Genomic DNA, 15,073 nt, shown 5'->3' on the forward strand with positions numbered 1-15,073 from the left:
GGCCGGTGTGTGAGGCCGAGCGTCAGACCGCTCCGATCCACTCCGCGAAGGACGTCAGCGCCTCGGCGTCGGCTCGCCTCAGCCGTCGGAGGGTCGCGGCGGTCTCACGGGCCCACGGATGTTCGCGGGTGTGCTGAGGAGCGATGTGGCGTGCCGCCTTCAGGGACTCGAACGCGCGGTCCACACGCCCGGACCAGAGTTGCGCGCGGGCCGTCTCGATGAAGTACCCGGAGCGCCGCTCGGCCGGCAGCTCCTCCGGAGGCCGCCAGTCTCCGTTCAGGTGCAGGACACCCGTCGCGTGATCTCCACCCAGGCCGACCGCGACGGACGTCCGGTGGACGCGCACGGACGCGGGGCCGAAGGCCGTGCCTCCGTACACGCCCTCACGCACGCCGTCGGCCAGCCGCTCCGCATGCCGAAGATGCACGTCCGCGGCGTCCACGTCACCGGCGCGCCCCGCGATGACCGCCGCCCGCATGTGAAGCGCGCCGAGTGCGGCCGTGCTGCGGCGGCACACCGCGTCCGGGGCCTCGTCGATCGCGGACTCCAAGGCGCGCAACCCGGCCTGATGAGCGCGTGCGACGAAGAAGATCTCGGCTCTCACATAGCCGACGGTGGCGCAGAGCAGTGGGTCGTCCGACTGCGGAGCAGCCCAGCGCATCAGCTCGATGAGCCGGGCGGACAGGTCCCTCGCGCCGAACTTGTACGCCACGGCGTCCGCCGAGCGGGCCACGGACACGAGGAGCCGTGCGGCCCGTTGCCGCTCGGGCCCTTCGGGGGCCCCGTGAACAGCCGCGATGGACTCCGTCACGAGCCGGGGAACGACGGTCGCGAGCCGCGTGTACTGGGCCCCGAGGCGATACGCCTCCGCCTGCGCCGCCGTCTCCTCCAGCACGGCCGGCGGTCGCCAGGGAGCGTCCACGGCGATGTCATACGCGGCGATGGCCGCCGACAGGGCGGGCAACGTGGCGCGCACGCGTCCGCCCGTGCGCGCGGGGTCATCGATGAGGCGGCTCGGGTCCAGGCGGAGTGCGTCCGCGATGGCGTCCAGGGTGTGGTCGCCGGGAGCACGGCTTCCCTGTTCGACCTTGCGCAGCATGCTCAGGGAAAGGTGTGCGGCAGCCGCCAGTTCCGGCTGCGTCATGCGGCGCGCGCGCCGGGCTGCGGCGATGCGGCGCCCGACCTCCCGCCTCGGGTCGCTGGACATGAGGCGCACCGTACTGGGCGACGTGGTGATCCGTCGCCGATGGAGCCGCGTTACCCCGATGTGGTGACGATGCCCACCAGTTCCGCGAGGGACCGGACCGAGTAGTCCGCCGCCGCCCGCACTTCGGGGTCGTCGGCCCAGAAGTGGCCCCAAGGGCCCCGGCGGAGATGGGCCGTCAGCAGACCGTGCGCCGCGGCCGGGTACACGTCGTTGACCGGGTGGTCTCCCACGTACAGCGTCTCCCCCGGCAAGGCTCCCGCGGCTTCGGTCACCTGGGCGAAGAACTCCGGTGACGGCTTGGCGCAGCCCCATTCGCCGCTGGTCGCGATGACGTCGGCGGGCAGGGCGAGGTTGCGCAGGAGCGCGCCCGCCTTCCTCGTCTGATTGCCCGCGACCACGACACGCACCCCCGCGTCCCGGAGCGCGGCGAGGGCGGGCACCACGTCGTCGTACAGGTCGCCCGCGTCGAGCCGCTCGCCACGTCCCGCCGCCTCGCGCGCCCGGTACTCGGCGTCGACGTCGATCCCGGGCCGCAGCAGGCGCAGTGCGTCGGCGTTGTCCCTCCCCAGCGCCACCACGGCACCCACCAGTGCGGACAACGTGTGGCACGGCACGCCCAGCCAGTCCGCCCAGGCACCCCAGTACCGGTCGTCGCGTACGAGGGTCTCCCCGATGTCGAGCGCTACCGCACGGATCATCCGGCCAGCCTACGACGCGGTGGTGCCGTCCCGGCACTGGCCGGGTATCGCAGGGAAAGACTCCCAGGCGCACCGGAGCCGGGGGCGGTCGGGTCGGATGAGGGGGCGGCGGTGAGAGCACGTACAGGCACCATCCAGACGTGGTCCCGGCGGAGTGTCCTCGGGGCCGGGCTGTACAGCGCGGCGCTGCTCGTTCCCGCCTTTCACGAACTGGCGGGGCGGGCCGAGGCGGTGCGGGCGGGGCGGACCGTACGGATCGGGGACGGGGACGTGGCGACCGTCCGGCGCATGACGGACAAGGTCGCGGAGATCCTGGACGAGATCGGCGCCGGGCACGCCCGCCCGATGGCCGCGGCGTTTCTGGCCAACACGGTCGGGCCGTACCTGAAGGCGTCCGGCCCCGAGCGCGTGCGGCGCGAGATGCGCGCGGCGGCGGCCGACCTGGTGTACCTGACCGGGTGGATGGCCATGTACGAGGACCGGCAGGCTCTCGGGCAGCGGTACTACGTCAAGGCGCTGCGGCTGGCGGGCGAGGCGGAGGACCACATCACGTACTGCCGCACCCTGCGCGGCATGAGCCTCCAGGCGTCGCACCTCGGGTACGGGCCGAAGGCGCTGGAACTCGCCGATGGGGCCGCCGCCGCGGCGCCCTCGGCGGGGCCGCGCCTCCTGAACTACTCCATCGACAACTTCGGAGACAGCGGCGACCAGACCGGACGCGACCAGCTGTACGGGCTGGATCGCTACCGCCTGGCGGACTTCGGCCGCAGTGAGAGCGGCGCCTTCCTGCGCGCGCTCGCCTCGGACGCGGACGCCTACGAGACGGTCTCCGCCGCACAGCAGCTCTACGGCACCAGCATGATGGCGGCGGCCGGTGACGCTACCGACGCGCAGACCATCGGCAAGCACAGTGTGTACATGCACGGGGCGTTGGATGGAGCCCGTTCGGAGGCGATCGGCATGACGATGCCGCCCGACGGAATCTTGAGCTTCAGAAGCAAGCCGCCTGGCGTGAGTACGTCACATCCGCGGTTGTCGGGGCCGGGGTAGGAATGGGTACCGCCCTCGTCACCGGGACCGGGGTGGGGGCCATCCTCATCCCGGTGGCCATCGAGACCGTGGGCGGCGCCGTGGAGACGCATGTGCAGACACAGATGATGGACTGGCTCGAAGCGAACAAGTACAGCAACAGCGCTGAAGCCGTCGCGAGCCTGGACGACGCGCGTGAGGCCGGTGAGAAGCGCGCGATGATTCCCCTGCTGGGATGGGCCACGTCGGAGGGCTTCTCCAAGCAGGAGGTAACCGATCTGCGGGACGGCGCCGAGAGCAAGTACGGGGCCGGCCGGGACTTCAGCGACACCGACGACGGGCGGGGCCACTGATATGCGCAAGCTCCTCGCCATGGCGCTGCTGGCCCTGGGTCTCAGTGGTTGCGCGGAACCCCCCAGGCAAGAGACGCCCACCGACGATCGCGCGAGGTGCGAGAAGGTTCTGCCGGCTTCCGCGATGAGTTGGCTGAGCAGCCGGGCACGGGGCGGCACGCTGAGCTTCATGTTGTCCAGCGAGGTCGCCGACGTCCGCGATCTGCTGCTGGACGACTTCCGTGCCTGGCGGCCGGACGCACCACACGGGACCGACGCCCGATCGGCGCGGGTGTGCTCCGTCAGCGGTCCGGCGAGTGCGGCCCGCTACAGGCTCGCGTACGAGATGTCCGGGGAAACCCTCGACGCGGTCCAAGCGCCAGGGCGCGGCTCCTTGGTGCGGGTGAACGGTGATGTCGTTCTCACTTCCTCATGGAGGCCCCCCGTGGAGGGGCTGCCCGGCGCTGTCGGCAGAGGCGAGTACGCGGTGTACGTGGCCTGCCGGATACCGGGGGCCGACCCCGGGCAACTGGAAGGCGCGCCCCTGAAGGGTGAGCTGGAGGACAGTCTGACCAACGAAAGCAGCGCCCGGATCCACTACACGCACCTGCTCCACTCCACGCGGCTCCTGGTGGAGGCGCTCGGGTGCACCAACAAGCCGGTCGTGCCCGCGGAGCCGCCCCCGGCCGTGAAGTGAGCGGGGCCCCGGCGTCGGTGGTGCGCCGGGGCCCTGCTCGCGGGGGCTACAGCAGGCCGTCCCACATCTGTTCCAGGAGGACCGACCACCAGCTCTCCGGGGAGGCCAGGGCGGCCGGGTCCAGCATGGCGAGCTGGGCCTGGAAGTCGACGGTCCAGCGGCCGGCCTGCTCCGGGGTCAGGCCGAAGCGCAGCCGCCACATGCGGCCCAGCAGGGCCAGGCACCGGGTGAACTCGGGCAGGCCCGTGTTCACGAACTGCGGGGCCACCGGGCGGGCGCCCGGGGTCGCCTCGACCGGTACCGCGACGATGTGCGCCGTGCCGTACTGGACGCACAGCGCCCGCCCGAAGTCGGAGCCGAGCACCAGGTAGGAGCCCGCGTCGGAGGCCGGCTGGACCTGGCGCTGCATGGCCAGTTCGGCCAGCGTCGGGACGACCGGCTGCGCGGGCTGCGCCCAGAAGAACGGCCCGAAGTCCGCGGGCAGGCCCGCCCACACGAGGGTGCGCGCGACCAGCTCCGGCACGCCCTGCCGGGACACGGCCCGCTGGTCGAACCGGCAGATGCCGTGCGGCCCGAACGCGGCCACCAGCTCCTGCGCGATGCCCTCCGGCGGGATCGGCGGCGCCGGCGGCACCTGCGGCAGCGGCGCCCGTACCGGCGCGGGGCGCGCGGGGCCGTCCGCCACCTGGTGCAGTTCGCCCTGGTGGGCGATGAGCTGCTGCATGCCCTGCTGGCGGCTGGCGTGGTCCCGGCCGTACGGGGCGATCGACGTGATGCGCGCCTGCGGCCACGTCTCCCGGATCATCCGGGCGCAGTAGCCGCCGGGCAGCTCGCACGACGCCAGCTCCGTGTGCAGCTCCAGCACCTGCTGCGGCGGCACGTTCATGGCGCGCAGCTCGTGCAGGATCTGCCACTCGGGGTGCGGCGTGCCCGGCGCGGAACGCCGGATGATCTGCGCCTCGGAGCCGTCCGGCGCCCGGTAGCGCAGCACCACCTGGTAGCCGGGGCCGACCGTGGGCAGGCCGCTGTGCTGCGGGTAGCCGTACGCCGCGCCCGGTGGCGGCACCGCGCCGGGGTGCGGCATCGCGCCGTGGTGCGGTACGGCTCCGGGGGGCGGTACCGCTCCGGGCGCGCCCGGCATGCCCGGCATGCCCGGTGCTCCGGGCGGGCCGGGGGGTGCCGGGGGCCCACCGGGGCCGGGGTGGGCCAGCATCGTGGCCGCGTGGTGCACCCCGCCGGGCGGTGTCCCGCCGGGGGCGCCGGGCGGAGGCGGCGGCGTGCCGGGCGCACCCGGTGCTCCGGGCGGGCCGGGGGGCGCCGGGGGGCCACCCGGACCGGGGTGGGCCAGCATCGTCGCCGCCATGTCCACGCTCGCCCCACCGGGCGGCGTCGCACCGGGCGGCGGCGTCGGGGCGCCGGGCGGCGGGGGCGGGCCGGGCGGGCCCACCGGGCCCGTGCCGGGCCTGCCGGGTACGCCGGGCGGGCCGGGGGGCGCCGGGGGGCCACCCGGACCGGGGTGGGCCAGCATCGTCGCCGCCATGTCCACGCCCGCGCCACCGGGCGGCGTCGCACCGGGCGGCGGCGTCGGGGCACCGGGCGGCGGGGGCGGGCCGGGCGGGGTCGGGGCGCCGGGCGGGGTCGGCCCGTCCGGGCCCAACTGCGCGACGAGCTGCGTCGGCGCGTACCCGCCCGCGGGCGCGCCCGGCACGCCCGGCGCACCGGGCGGCGGCGGGGCGGCCGGGCCGCCCCCGCGCGATCCGCCCGGGGGCGTGCGCAGCGACACCGGGGCCTTGCCGGTCTCCGCGTCGGCGATGCGGGCCGCGTCCGCGTCGGCGTCGACGCGGGGCACGACGGCCGTGCGGGGCAGCCCGCTGCCGCCCTGCATCAGCGCGGTCGGCGCGTCGGCCGGTACGGCGGGCGGCGGGGTGTCGTCGTCGTCCGAGCCCGACAGGGGCGGTGCGAACACGGTCGCCGGGAGCGGTACGGAGGCGTCGTCGGCCGTGCTGAGCGAGGTGCTCGTGTCGTTCCACGCCGAGGGCGGCGGGGTGGCGTGCGCCGTGGACGGGGGCGTGACGGGCACGCCGTCCTGCGCGGTGGGCTCGTACTCCGGTCCGTGGCCCCCCTCCGGGTCACGGGCGCCCTCCGGCGCCTCCTCCTCCCGCGGGGCGGGCACGGCGCCGCCGGTACCGGTACCACCGGCCGGGGTGTCCGCGTGCGCCGCGGTGCCGGCGGGAGGGGTGCCGCCGGGCGCCGGGACGCCCGCGGCCGGGGTGCCCGGGACCGGGGTGCCCGGGACCGGGACGCCCGGGGCCGGGGTGCCCGCGTGCGAGGTGGCGTCCGCGGCAGGGGGCGCGTCGGCGTGCGCGGTGGTGCCGGGGGTGGGCACGCCCTCGGCCGGGGTGCCCGTCCGGGGGGTGGTCCCGGACGCCGGGGTGCCCTCGGCCGGGGTGCCGGGGATCGGGGTCCCAGGGATCGGGGTGCCGGGGATCGGGGTCCCGGGGGCCGGTGTGCCCACGGCCCGGTCGCCCGCCTCGTGCGGGGCCTCGGGGTCCCGGGTGCCCGCGGGCGGGGTGGCGTCCGCCGACCCGGGGGTCCCGTCCGCCGCGGGGTCACCGGACACGGGCGTGTCCCCGCCGTACCGGGCCGCCTCCCCGGCGTCCGCCCGCGACGGTGCCTGGGGGTCGCCCGTCGCGTGGGTGCCCCCCGCCGGGGTCCGGGCCGTGCCCCCGCCTGTGCCGGCGGCGCCCGCAGCCGGGCCCGTACCGGCATCCGAGCCGGAACCGGAGCCGGTGTCAGGTCCCGTGCCCGGCCCCTCGCCGCCCCTGCGGTCCGGGATGCCCATGCGGTCGGCCGCGTCCTGCAGCCACTCCGGCGGGGTCAGCAGGAAGGACGTCTGGTTCAGGTCGATGCGCTCCGGCTCCCGCCGCGGCGGGGCCTCCTCCGCCGCCACGGTGCCGTACTCCTCCTCGTAGCGGCGGATCACCTCGCCCACCGGCAGCGCCGGCCACAGCGTCGCCTCACCGCCGTCGCGGGCGATGACCAGCCGCTGCCCGCCGCCGTCCGAGGACGGGCCGTCCGGCCGGTCCTCGGCCCAGGCGACGAAGCCCAGCTCGAACTCCCGCACCCGCACCTCGCGGTGCAGGTACGGCGGCACGTCGCCGTTGACCCACTCCTCGGCGCGCTCCTGCGCCTGTGCGAACGTCACCATCGGACCGTCACCCGTCACCCTTCACCGTGACCGGGACGGCGCGCGCGAAGCCGCCGTCCACCATCAGGTTCGCCACCGTCTCCAGCTCCGGCGGGCTGCCCGCCAGCCGCAGCAGGAACGCGTCGAAGTCGTCGCCGCACGGCAGCAGCAGCCGCTCCATGCGCTCCTGGATCGCCGACCCGTCGCCGTCCCTGGCGTCGTCGTACGGGCAGAACCACACCGACCCGGCCCGCGCGCCGCGCACCTTCACCGCGACCAGGCCGCCCTGGACGAAGGCGACGCCCAGGTAGTCCTTGGTCAGGTGGTCGCGCAGGCACTTGTTGGCGTACACCAGGTCGTTGGCGCCGGCCTCGTCGCGGACGGTGAGGAACGGCTGGTCGACCAGGAGGCCCAGCTCCGCGTCGAGGGCGACGCCGACCGGGGCGCAGCCGCCCGCCGCCTTCAGGAAGGAGCGGTAGGCGCCCGGCAGCCGGTAGCCGAGGTCCTCCTCGACGTCCTGCAGCTGGGTCTCCGTCACGGAGACGGCCCCGCGCGGCAGCCCGAAGTGCGCGGGGCGGGTCTCCTGGAGGGGCCGCGTACCGCGCTTGTGCTGGTCGACGGCCGCGGTGGCGAGCCCGCCGTGGTGCCGCAGCAGGGCCTTCACCTCGACGGGGACCAGCTCCATGCGGCGCGTGCGGGGCACGTGGTGCCAGGTCCAGCCGTGCGGCGTCGCCACGGCCGGGAGGCCGTCCCACAGGGGGTGGCCGTCGGCCTTGAGGGCGGCGTTGGCGGAGACGTAGTCGGTCAGCCGCAGCTCGTCGACGCCGAAGCCCTCGGGCGGTTCGGCGATCTCGGCGGCGGCGCGCGCGTACGCGGAGAAGTCCGGGAAGCCCTCGGCGTCGACCCGCACCCCTCTGGGGTGGCGGGCGGCCCGGACGGGGTCCGGGAAGTGCACGACCTGCCCGGCGTATGCCGCGTTCGGCGGCGCGGCGGGATGCCCGAGCCGACCTGTCGTCATGGCGGTTGCCCCCTGGCTGCTGCTGGCTGTTCCGCACAGCCTATGCGGTGGGTCCAGGGGGCGGCCCCGGCCTCCGGGGCGGTCACGGACCGTCACAATCGGGTGACCGGAGGACCCTTTCGCACAACACACCGACGGGCCGAATCGGCGGTCTCGTTTCCCATCTCCTCACCCATTTGGCAGTCTGTCCACGCAACTGGGGGGATTGCACAGAGGGGATACGTACGCACCATGCACACAGCGCAACCAGGAACACCGCCCGCCGCCCGCACATCCGGGTCCGGCGGCGGGGACCCGCGCCTCACGTGGAGCGCCGCCGCCCCCGACCGGGCGCCCGAGCTCCGCCACCGCCGGGACGGCATACTGCCGACGGTCGGCGCGGCGCTGTCGGTACGCGGCGAGACCCTGACGTGCACGGCGGCGCGGGGCAACCGGGCACCCGTCCTGCACCCCCTCGTCCAGGACTTCCTGGACACCCTCACCAGCGGGCAGCGCGAGCGGTTCACCGGCCGCTGCCCGGAGGCGATCCTGGTGTCGCGGCACCTGGCCGCCGCCGAGGCCGGCCGGTCGAAGCGGGCCCGGCGCAAGCCGCTGACGACCGGTGAGGCCAAGCGGTTCCTGCGCAACGCGAAGATCACGGCCCGGCGCATCCGGGAGGACGGCGACCCGCTGCACGGCAGCTACGCCGCGCCCTGCCGCTCGTGCGCGGCGCTCCTCGCGCACTTCGGTGTACGTTCCGTCGACCCGACCCCGTCCCACCAGAACGGCTGACCGCACCCCCATGCCCGATCTCGACACCACCCGTTTCCCCGTCGCCGTGGACGCCGCCCTGCGGGAGGCCGGCTGGCAGCCGGGCCGCTGGGACATGGCGCGGGCCGAGCAGTGGGCCGACACGCTGCGGGCGCACGTGTCGCCGGCGGGGCACCGGCACAGCGTGTTCCCGGCGGCGGTCGAGGCGTGGGCCGAGTTCGGCGGGCTGCGGATCGCACCGCCGGCGCAGGGGCGGCAGATCGCGCCGAGCCCGCTGCTGCTGGACCCCCTGGGGGGGCTGCACCTGGCGCGGAGCCTGTCGGACCTGGGGCGCGCCCTGGAGACGGAGCTGGCGCCGCTGGGCGTGGAGGGGGACGAGCGGGGCGTGCTCGCCATCGACGTGCAGGGGCGGGTGTACGCGCTCGACCACGCGGGGGACTGGTACCTGGGCGCGGACCTCGACCACGCCCTGACGGCGCTCGTCACCGGCACCCACCCGGTCCGCCTCACCAACCCCGAGCCCGCGCACCCCTGACGGCCCGCGGGCCCACCGGGCCTGGCCCGTCAGCGCACCGGCCCATCCGCCCGCCGGCCCGTCCGCCCACCGGACCGGCCCACCAGCCCGTCAGCCCACCAGCCCGTCCGCCCACCGACCCGTCCGCCCACCAGTGCACCGGGCCGGCCCGTCAGCGCACCGGCCCACCGGCCCGTGCCGTCGGACGCCCGTCGTGCACCGTCAGCCGTCGGCAGGCGCCGCACCCGGGGCCGCACCCGCGGCCGGGCCGGGAGCCGGGAGGACCGCGCTCACGCGGAAGCCGCCGTCCTCCGTCGGGCCCGAGACGAAGACCCCGCCCAGCGCCGTCACCCGCTCCCGCATCCCCACCAGGCCGTTGCCGCCGCTCGGCAGGCGGGCGCTGGTGGCGGCGGCGTCGGAGGGGCCGTTCTCGACCTGCATGGCGACTTCCTCCTCGCGGTGCGCGAGCCGTACGACGACCTCGGCGCCCGCCGCGTGCTTGTGGACGTTGGTCAGCGCCTCCTGCACCACCCGGTACGCGGTCTGCCCGACCTCCGGGGCGTACGCCCGCGGCTCGCCCCGCACCAGCAGTTCGACGGCCGTGCCCGTCGCGCGGGACTGCTCGACCAGCTCCTCGACCCCGTCGAGCCCCGGCCCGTCCTCCGCCGCGGAGCCGTGCCGCCGGGCGGCCGACGCCGCCGCCCGGCCCACCGCCGCCAGCGGCTCCCCCTGCGGGGACGACGGCGCCGCCCCGGACGAGGCGGCGGACGATGCCCCGGACGAGGAGGCGGACACGGGCGCCGGGTCGGCGCGCAGCACGCCCAGCATCTCCCGCAGCTCGGTCAGGGCCTGCCGCCCCATCTCGCCGACCAGCGCCGCGTTGCGCACCGCCTTCTGCGGGTCCTTCGGGGCGACCGCCTGGAGCGCCGCCGCGTGCACGACCATCAGGCTCACCCGGTGGGCGACCACGTCGTGCATCTCGCGGGCGATCCGGGTCCGCTCCTCGGTGCGGGCGAGCTGGGCGCGCTGCTCCGCCTGGTCGGCGAGGAGCGACAGCTCCTGCTCCAGGGAGTCGGCGCGCTCGCGCAGGCTCTCCATCAGCCGGCGCCGCGCCCCTATATACAGGCCCAGCAGCACGGGCGGCGCGGTCAGACCGACCGCCATGAACACCGACAGGAGCGGCACGTACCAGGCGCCGGCGTCGAAGTCGGCGGCGGCGACGTCCTGCCGCAGCCGCACGAAGGTGACCAGGAAGACCGCGACCAGCGACGTCCCGGCGAGCGCGGCGGTGATCCTGCGCGGCACCTCCGAGGCGGCGAGCGTGTAGAGGCCGACGACGGCCATGAGGTAGCCCATCTCGGCGGGTGTGACGGCGATGGAGACGAGGACGACCGCGATCGGCCGGCGCCGCCGCACGGCGAGCACCGATCCGGCCAGCAGCCCGAAGACCAGCCCCGCCGAGGGCGGCAGTTGCGCGCCCTCCGCGAAGTCGGCGCCCTCGGCCGCGCACTCCACGGCCGACAGCGCTCCGAGCCCGATGTCCAGTGCGGCGGCGCGCCGCCTCTCCCACCACCCGAATCCGCGGGCGGTCGTGCCCGCGGCGTCCTGGTGTGCCCCCGTTGTGGTCATGCATCCCAGCCTAAGGGCGGGCTTTCCGGCCGCGCCGGGCACCGTCGCACGGAGGCCGTCCGGTACGGCATAGTGGTGCGTGCCGGTCCGGCGACCCGACCTTGTGTCCGGTTCCGCCGGACTGATCCCCCATGGTGTAATCAGGCAGCACTGCGGGTTTTGGTCCCGTATGTTCAGGTTCGAATCCTGATGGGGGAGCCTCCCACCGCCGTACGCACGGGTCCTGGCCTCGCGGCCGGGACCCGCCCTCGTTTCGGCTCCGATACCCCCCGGTATCCTGCGGGTGTCCATCACCCGAAGCCGAAGGGCCACCCGTGAGCGCCAACCCCCCGGCCGCAGTCATCGTCCTCGCCGCGGGTGAGGGCACCCGCATGAAGTCCAAGACCCCGAAGGTCCTGCACGAGGTCTGCGGACGCTCCCTCGTCGGACACGTTGTCTCCGCCGCGCGCGAGCTGGACCCCGATCACCTCTGCGTCGTCGTCGGCCACGCCCGCGAGCAGGTCGCCGCGCACCTGGAGGAGCACTACGCCGGGACGCGCACCGCCGTCCAGTACGAGCAGAACGGCACCGGCCACGCCGTGCGCATGGCGCTGGAGGAGCTGGGCGGCGTCGACGGCACCGTCGTCGTGGTGTGCGGTGACACGCCGCTGCTGTCCGGCCGGACGCTCGGCGCGCTGGCCGCGACGCACTCCGCCGACGGCAACGCCGTGACCGTGCTGACCGCCGAGGTGCCGGACGCGACCGGGTACGGCCGCATCGTGCGGGACGCGGGGACGGGCGCCGTCACCGCGATCGTCGAGCACAAGGACGCCACCGAGGAGCAGCGCGCGATCCGGGAGATCAACTCCGGGGTCTTCGCCTTCGACGGCCGCCTCCTCGCGGACGCCCTGGCGCAGGTCCGCACCGACAACAGCCAGGGCGAGGAGTACCTCACCGACGTGCTGGGCATCCTGCGCGAGGCCGGACACCGCGTCGGCGCCTGCGTCGCGGACGACCACCGCGAGATCCTCGGCATCAACAACCGCGTCCAGCTCTCCGAGGCGCGCGCGCTGCTCAACCGGCGCCTGCTGGAGCGGGCCATGACGGCGGGCGTGACGGTGATCGACCCGGCGTCCGTGCAGGTCGACGTCACGGTGACGTTCGAGCGGGACGCGGTGGTCCACCCGGGCACGCAGCTGCTGGGCGCCACCCACGTCGCCGAGGACGCCGAGGTCGGCCCGAACACCCGCCTGAAGGACACCGTGGTGGGCCGGGGCGCCCGCGTGGACAACACCGTCGCGGACGGCGCCGAGGTCGGCGAGGGCGCCTCCGTGGGCCCGTACGCCTACCTCCGGCCGGGCACGCGCCTCGGCGTCAAGAGCAAGATCGGGACGTACGTCGAGACGAAGAACGCGACGATCGGCGAGGGCACCAAGGTGCCGCACCTGTCGTACGTGGGCGACGCCACCATCGGCGAGTACTCGAACATCGGCGCCGCCAGCGTCTTCGTGAACTACGACGGCGAGAAGAAGCACCACACGACCATCGGGTCCCACTGCAAGACGGGATCCGACAACATGTTTGTGGCTCCTGTCACGGTCGGGGACGGCGCCTACACGGCCGCCGGCTCCGTGATCACCAAGGACGTACCGGCCGGCGCGCTGGCCGTGGCCCGTGGTCAGCAGCGGAATATCGAGGGCTGGGTCGCCCGCAAGCGGCCCGGCAGCGCCGCCGCCCAGGCCGCCTCGTCGGCCTCCGGGCAGGCCGTCGGCGAAAGCTGACCGAAAACACGTACGCCGTACTGGGCGTACCGTGATACGTGCACACAAATTCGGCTGGTTCGCGGCGACACGGGACACGCGGCCAGGGAACACGTCTGAGGAGACAGTGCTGTGACCGGGATCAAGACGACCGGCGAGAAGAAGCTGATGCTCTTCTCCGGCCGCGCCCACCCCGAGCTGGCCGAGGAGGTCGCGCACCAGCTCGGTGTCGGCCTCGTACCGACGAAGGTCTTCGACTTCGCCAACGGTGAGATCTACGTCAGGTACCAGGAGTCGGCGCGCGGTGCGGACTGCTTCCTGATCCAGAGCCACACGGCTCCGATCAACAAGTGGATCATGGAGCAGCTGATCATGATCGACGCTCTGAAGCGGGCCTCCGCGGCGAGCATCACCGTGATCATCCCGTCCTACGGCTACGCCCGCCAGGACAAGAAGCACAAGGGCCGCGAGCCGATCTCGGCGCGCCTGGTGGCCGACCTGCTGAAGACGGCGGGCGCGGACCGCATCCTCACCGTGGACCTCCACACGGACCAGATCCAGGGCTTCTTCGACGGCCCGGTCGACCACCTGACCGCCCTGCCGGTCCTCGCGGACTACGTGGGCGCGAAGGTCGACCGCTCCAAGCTGACCGTCGTCTCCCCCGACGCCGGGCGCGTGCGCGTCGCCGACCGCTGGTGCGACCGGCTGGACGCGCCGCTGGCGATCGTCCACAAGCGCCGCGACAAGGACGTCGCCAACCAGGTGACCGTCCACGAGGTCGTCGGCGAGGTCAAGGGCCGCGTGTGCGTCCTGGTCGACGACATGATCGACACGGGCGGCACCATCTGCGCCGCCGCCGAGGCGCTGTTCGCGCACGGCGCCGAGGACGTCATCGTCACGGCGACGCACGGCATCCTCTCCGGCCCGGCCGCGGACCGCCTGAAGAACTCGAAGGTCAGCGAGTTCGTCCTGACCAACACGCTGCCCACGCCGGGCGAGCTGGAGCTGGACAAGATCACGGTGCTCTCCATCGCGCCGACGATCGCCCGCGCCGTGCGCGAGGTCTTCGAGGACGGCTCGGTCACCAGCCTCTTCGAGGAGCAGCAGTAGTCCCGTAGGGGCGACCCGGGGCACGACCGGTTGCGGGCCGGGCGCGCGCCGGTCCCTGCCGGACAGCCCGCGGAAGGCCGCTTCCCCCCTCGGGGGGGCGGCCTTCCGCGTGCCCGGCCGCCGAGGTACGGGGGCGGGCGGCGGCCGGAGGCGTGGTGCGGGGACGGCCGGGCACGGGGGCGGGCGGCGGGCGGCGGCCGGAGGCGTGGTGCGGGGACGGCCGGGCGCGGGGGCGGCGCTGCGGCGGGCAGAGGTGAGGGCGGACGGTCGCGGTGACGGCGGCGGGGCGCGGCGAGAGCGGCGGGGCGCGGGCGAGGGCGGCGGTGATCGATTGGGCGGGCCGGGGGGCGCCGAGTAGACTGTCGGAGTTGCTCGGCGAGGGAGGCCGTGGCCCAGGTGGCCCCGGCGGTCCGTTATCGACGCGCTCTTCGTAGCAGGCCAGTCCAGTCGTGGCCGAGTGACCGCGACCAGATATCCGCCGACGCATACGAGGAGTGCGCCATGTCCGAGGTGAAGATCACCGCCGAGACCCGCAGCGAGTTCGGCAAGGGTGCCGCCCGCCGCATCCGCCGCGAGAACAAGGTCCCGGGTGTCCTGTACGGCCACGGCACCGACCCGGTCCACCTGACCCTGCCGGGCCACGACCTGATGATGGCGCTCAAGACGTCGAACGTCCTGCTCTCCCTGGACCTGGACGGCAAGACCGAGCTGGCCATCCCGAAGGCCGTGCAGCGCGACCCGCTGAAGGGCTTCCTGGAGCACGTCGACCTCCTCCTCGTGAAGCGCGGCGAGCAGGTCAACGTCGAGATCCCGGTCGTCACCGAGGGCGAGCTGGCCCCGGGCGGCAACCTGCTCGAGCACGTGCTGAACGCCCTGCCGGTCGAGGCCGAGGCCACCCACATCCCGGAGTCGCTCTCCGTCTCCGTCGCGGGCCTGGAGGCCGGCGCCTCCGTCCTGGCCAAGGACATCGCCCTGCCGAAGGGCGTCTCCCTCGCCGTCGAGGCGGACACCGTCGTCCTGCAGGTCCTGGCCGCCCAGGCCGAGGAGCCGGCCGAGGGCGCCGAGTCCGCCGAGTCCGCCGAGGCCTGAGCACCGTCCGCCGCGCCGGGCGCGGTGTGACCGCGGGCCCGGCCACGGCCCGGCGCCGCGACCGCGGGCCGGCG

General features: G+C 75.0%; 12 protein-coding genes, 1 tRNA gene and 1 pseudogene. 9 read left to right on the forward strand and 5 right to left on the reverse strand.

What is annotated here, in order from left to right:
- Nucleotides 1-22: 22 nt before the first annotated feature.
- Nucleotides 23-1,207: a helix-turn-helix transcriptional regulator gene (locus tag CP974_RS11750; RefSeq protein WP_031133189.1), complete on the reverse strand. Its 1,185-nt coding sequence runs from the start codon at nucleotides 1,205-1,207 to the stop codon at nucleotides 23-25.
- Nucleotides 1,208-1,257: 50 nt separating this feature from the next.
- On the reverse strand, nucleotides 1,258-1,905 hold the full coding sequence (locus CP974_RS11755; RefSeq protein ID WP_031133187.1) for an HAD family hydrolase: 648 nt from the start codon (nucleotides 1,903-1,905) through the stop codon (nucleotides 1,258-1,260).
- A 36-nt stretch (nucleotides 1,906-1,941) separates the two neighbouring features.
- On the opposite strand from CP974_RS11755, the pseudogene CP974_RS11760 reads away from it, so the two are divergent.
- From CP974_RS11760 to CP974_RS11770, 3 genes and pseudogenes are all read left to right on the forward strand, one after another.
- Nucleotides 1,942-2,583: pseudogene (locus CP974_RS11760) on the forward strand (NsdA family TPR-like regulatory protein); the annotation flags it as partial.
- Nucleotides 2,584-2,957: 374 nt separating this feature from the next.
- Nucleotides 2,958-3,287: a hypothetical protein gene (locus CP974_RS11765; RefSeq protein ID WP_031133183.1), complete on the forward strand. Its 330-nt coding sequence runs from the start codon at nucleotides 2,958-2,960 to the stop codon at nucleotides 3,285-3,287.
- Between the two features lie 169 nt (nucleotides 3,288-3,456).
- Nucleotides 3,457-3,963, forward strand: coding sequence for a hypothetical protein (locus CP974_RS11770; protein WP_140160880.1), 507 nt, complete (start codon nucleotides 3,457-3,459; stop codon nucleotides 3,961-3,963).
- Between the two features lie 46 nt (nucleotides 3,964-4,009).
- Here CP974_RS11770 and CP974_RS11775 read toward each other — a convergent pair whose 3' ends face one another.
- Together CP974_RS11775 and CP974_RS11780 are read right to left on the reverse strand one after the other, a co-directional pair.
- Nucleotides 4,010-7,171, reverse strand: coding sequence for an SUKH-4 family immunity protein (locus tag CP974_RS11775; RefSeq protein WP_150485799.1), 3,162 nt, complete (start codon nucleotides 7,169-7,171; stop codon nucleotides 4,010-4,012).
- A 7-nt stretch (nucleotides 7,172-7,178) separates the two neighbouring features.
- A complete protein-coding gene (locus CP974_RS11780) occupies nucleotides 7,179-8,168 on the reverse strand; it encodes an SMI1/KNR4 family protein (RefSeq protein ID WP_031130608.1) in 990 nt (329 codons plus the stop codon).
- A gap of 231 nt (nucleotides 8,169-8,399) precedes the next feature.
- On the opposite strand from CP974_RS11780, the gene CP974_RS11785 reads away from it, so the two are divergent.
- Both CP974_RS11785 and CP974_RS11790 read left to right on the forward strand, forming a co-directional pair.
- On the forward strand, nucleotides 8,400-8,939 hold the full coding sequence (locus tag CP974_RS11785; RefSeq protein WP_031130606.1) for a YwqJ-related putative deaminase: 540 nt from the start codon (nucleotides 8,400-8,402) through the stop codon (nucleotides 8,937-8,939).
- Nucleotides 8,940-8,949: 10 nt separating this feature from the next.
- Complete coding sequence (locus CP974_RS11790; protein WP_031130604.1) at nucleotides 8,950-9,453, forward strand: SUKH-3 domain-containing protein; 504 nt, start codon at nucleotides 8,950-8,952, stop codon at nucleotides 9,451-9,453.
- Between the two features lie 201 nt (nucleotides 9,454-9,654).
- Here CP974_RS11790 and CP974_RS11795 read toward each other — a convergent pair whose 3' ends face one another.
- Nucleotides 9,655-11,061, reverse strand: coding sequence for a sensor histidine kinase (locus CP974_RS11795; protein ID WP_037937598.1), 1,407 nt, complete (start codon nucleotides 11,059-11,061; stop codon nucleotides 9,655-9,657).
- Nucleotides 11,062-11,186: 125 nt separating this feature from the next.
- Here CP974_RS11795 and CP974_RS11800 point away from each other — a divergent pair.
- From CP974_RS11800 to CP974_RS11815, 4 genes are all read left to right on the forward strand, one after another.
- Nucleotides 11,187-11,259 (forward strand) — tRNA-Gln (locus tag CP974_RS11800).
- Nucleotides 11,260-11,375: 116 nt separating this feature from the next.
- The gene (gene glmU / locus CP974_RS11805) at nucleotides 11,376-12,821 is read left to right on the forward strand and encodes a bifunctional UDP-N-acetylglucosamine diphosphorylase/glucosamine-1-phosphate N-acetyltransferase GlmU (RefSeq protein ID WP_031130600.1); all 1,446 of its coding nucleotides are present in this window, start codon (nucleotides 11,376-11,378) and stop codon (nucleotides 12,819-12,821) included.
- 111 nt (nucleotides 12,822-12,932) lie between these two features.
- On the forward strand, nucleotides 12,933-13,910 hold the full coding sequence (locus CP974_RS11810) for a ribose-phosphate diphosphokinase (RefSeq protein WP_031130598.1): 978 nt from the start codon (nucleotides 12,933-12,935) through the stop codon (nucleotides 13,908-13,910).
- Between the two features lie 501 nt (nucleotides 13,911-14,411).
- Nucleotides 14,412-14,999 carry a 50S ribosomal protein L25/general stress protein Ctc gene (locus CP974_RS11815; protein ID WP_031130596.1) on the forward strand — a complete coding sequence of 196 codons (588 nt, stop codon included), beginning with the start codon at nucleotides 14,412-14,414 and terminating at the stop codon, nucleotides 14,997-14,999.
- The last annotated feature ends 74 nt before the right edge of the window (nucleotides 15,000-15,073 follow it).

This window comes from Streptomyces fradiae ATCC 10745 = DSM 40063 (assembly GCF_008704425.1).
Classification (GTDB): Bacteria; Actinomycetota; Actinomycetes; order Streptomycetales; family Streptomycetaceae; genus Streptomyces; species Streptomyces fradiae.

Bases quoted from the DNA above. Each gene is read 5' to 3' on its own strand.
- CP974_RS11750 (WP_031133189.1), bottom strand. From the start codon at position 1,207: ATGTCCAGCGACCCGAGGCGGGAGGTCGGGCGCCGCATCGCCGCAGCC.
- CP974_RS11755 (WP_031133187.1), bottom strand. From the start codon at position 1,905: ATGATCCGTGCGGTAGCGCTCGACATCGGGGAGACCCTCGTACGCGAC.
- CP974_RS11765 (WP_031133183.1), top strand. From the start codon at position 2,958: ATGGGTACCGCCCTCGTCACCGGGACCGGGGTGGGGGCCATCCTCATC.
- CP974_RS11770 (WP_140160880.1), top strand. From the start codon at position 3,457: ATGTTGTCCAGCGAGGTCGCCGACGTCCGCGATCTGCTGCTGGACGAC.
- CP974_RS11775 (WP_150485799.1), bottom strand. From the start codon at position 7,171: ATGGTGACGTTCGCACAGGCGCAGGAGCGCGCCGAGGAGTGGGTCAAC.
- CP974_RS11780 (WP_031130608.1), bottom strand. From the start codon at position 8,168: ATGACGACAGGTCGGCTCGGGCATCCCGCCGCGCCGCCGAACGCGGCA.
- CP974_RS11785 (WP_031130606.1), top strand. From the start codon at position 8,400: ATGCACACAGCGCAACCAGGAACACCGCCCGCCGCCCGCACATCCGGG.
- CP974_RS11790 (WP_031130604.1), top strand. From the start codon at position 8,950: ATGCCCGATCTCGACACCACCCGTTTCCCCGTCGCCGTGGACGCCGCC.
- CP974_RS11795 (WP_037937598.1), bottom strand. From the start codon at position 11,061: ATGACCACAACGGGGGCACACCAGGACGCCGCGGGCACGACCGCCCGC.
- CP974_RS11815 (WP_031130596.1), top strand. From the start codon at position 14,412: ATGTCCGAGGTGAAGATCACCGCCGAGACCCGCAGCGAGTTCGGCAAG.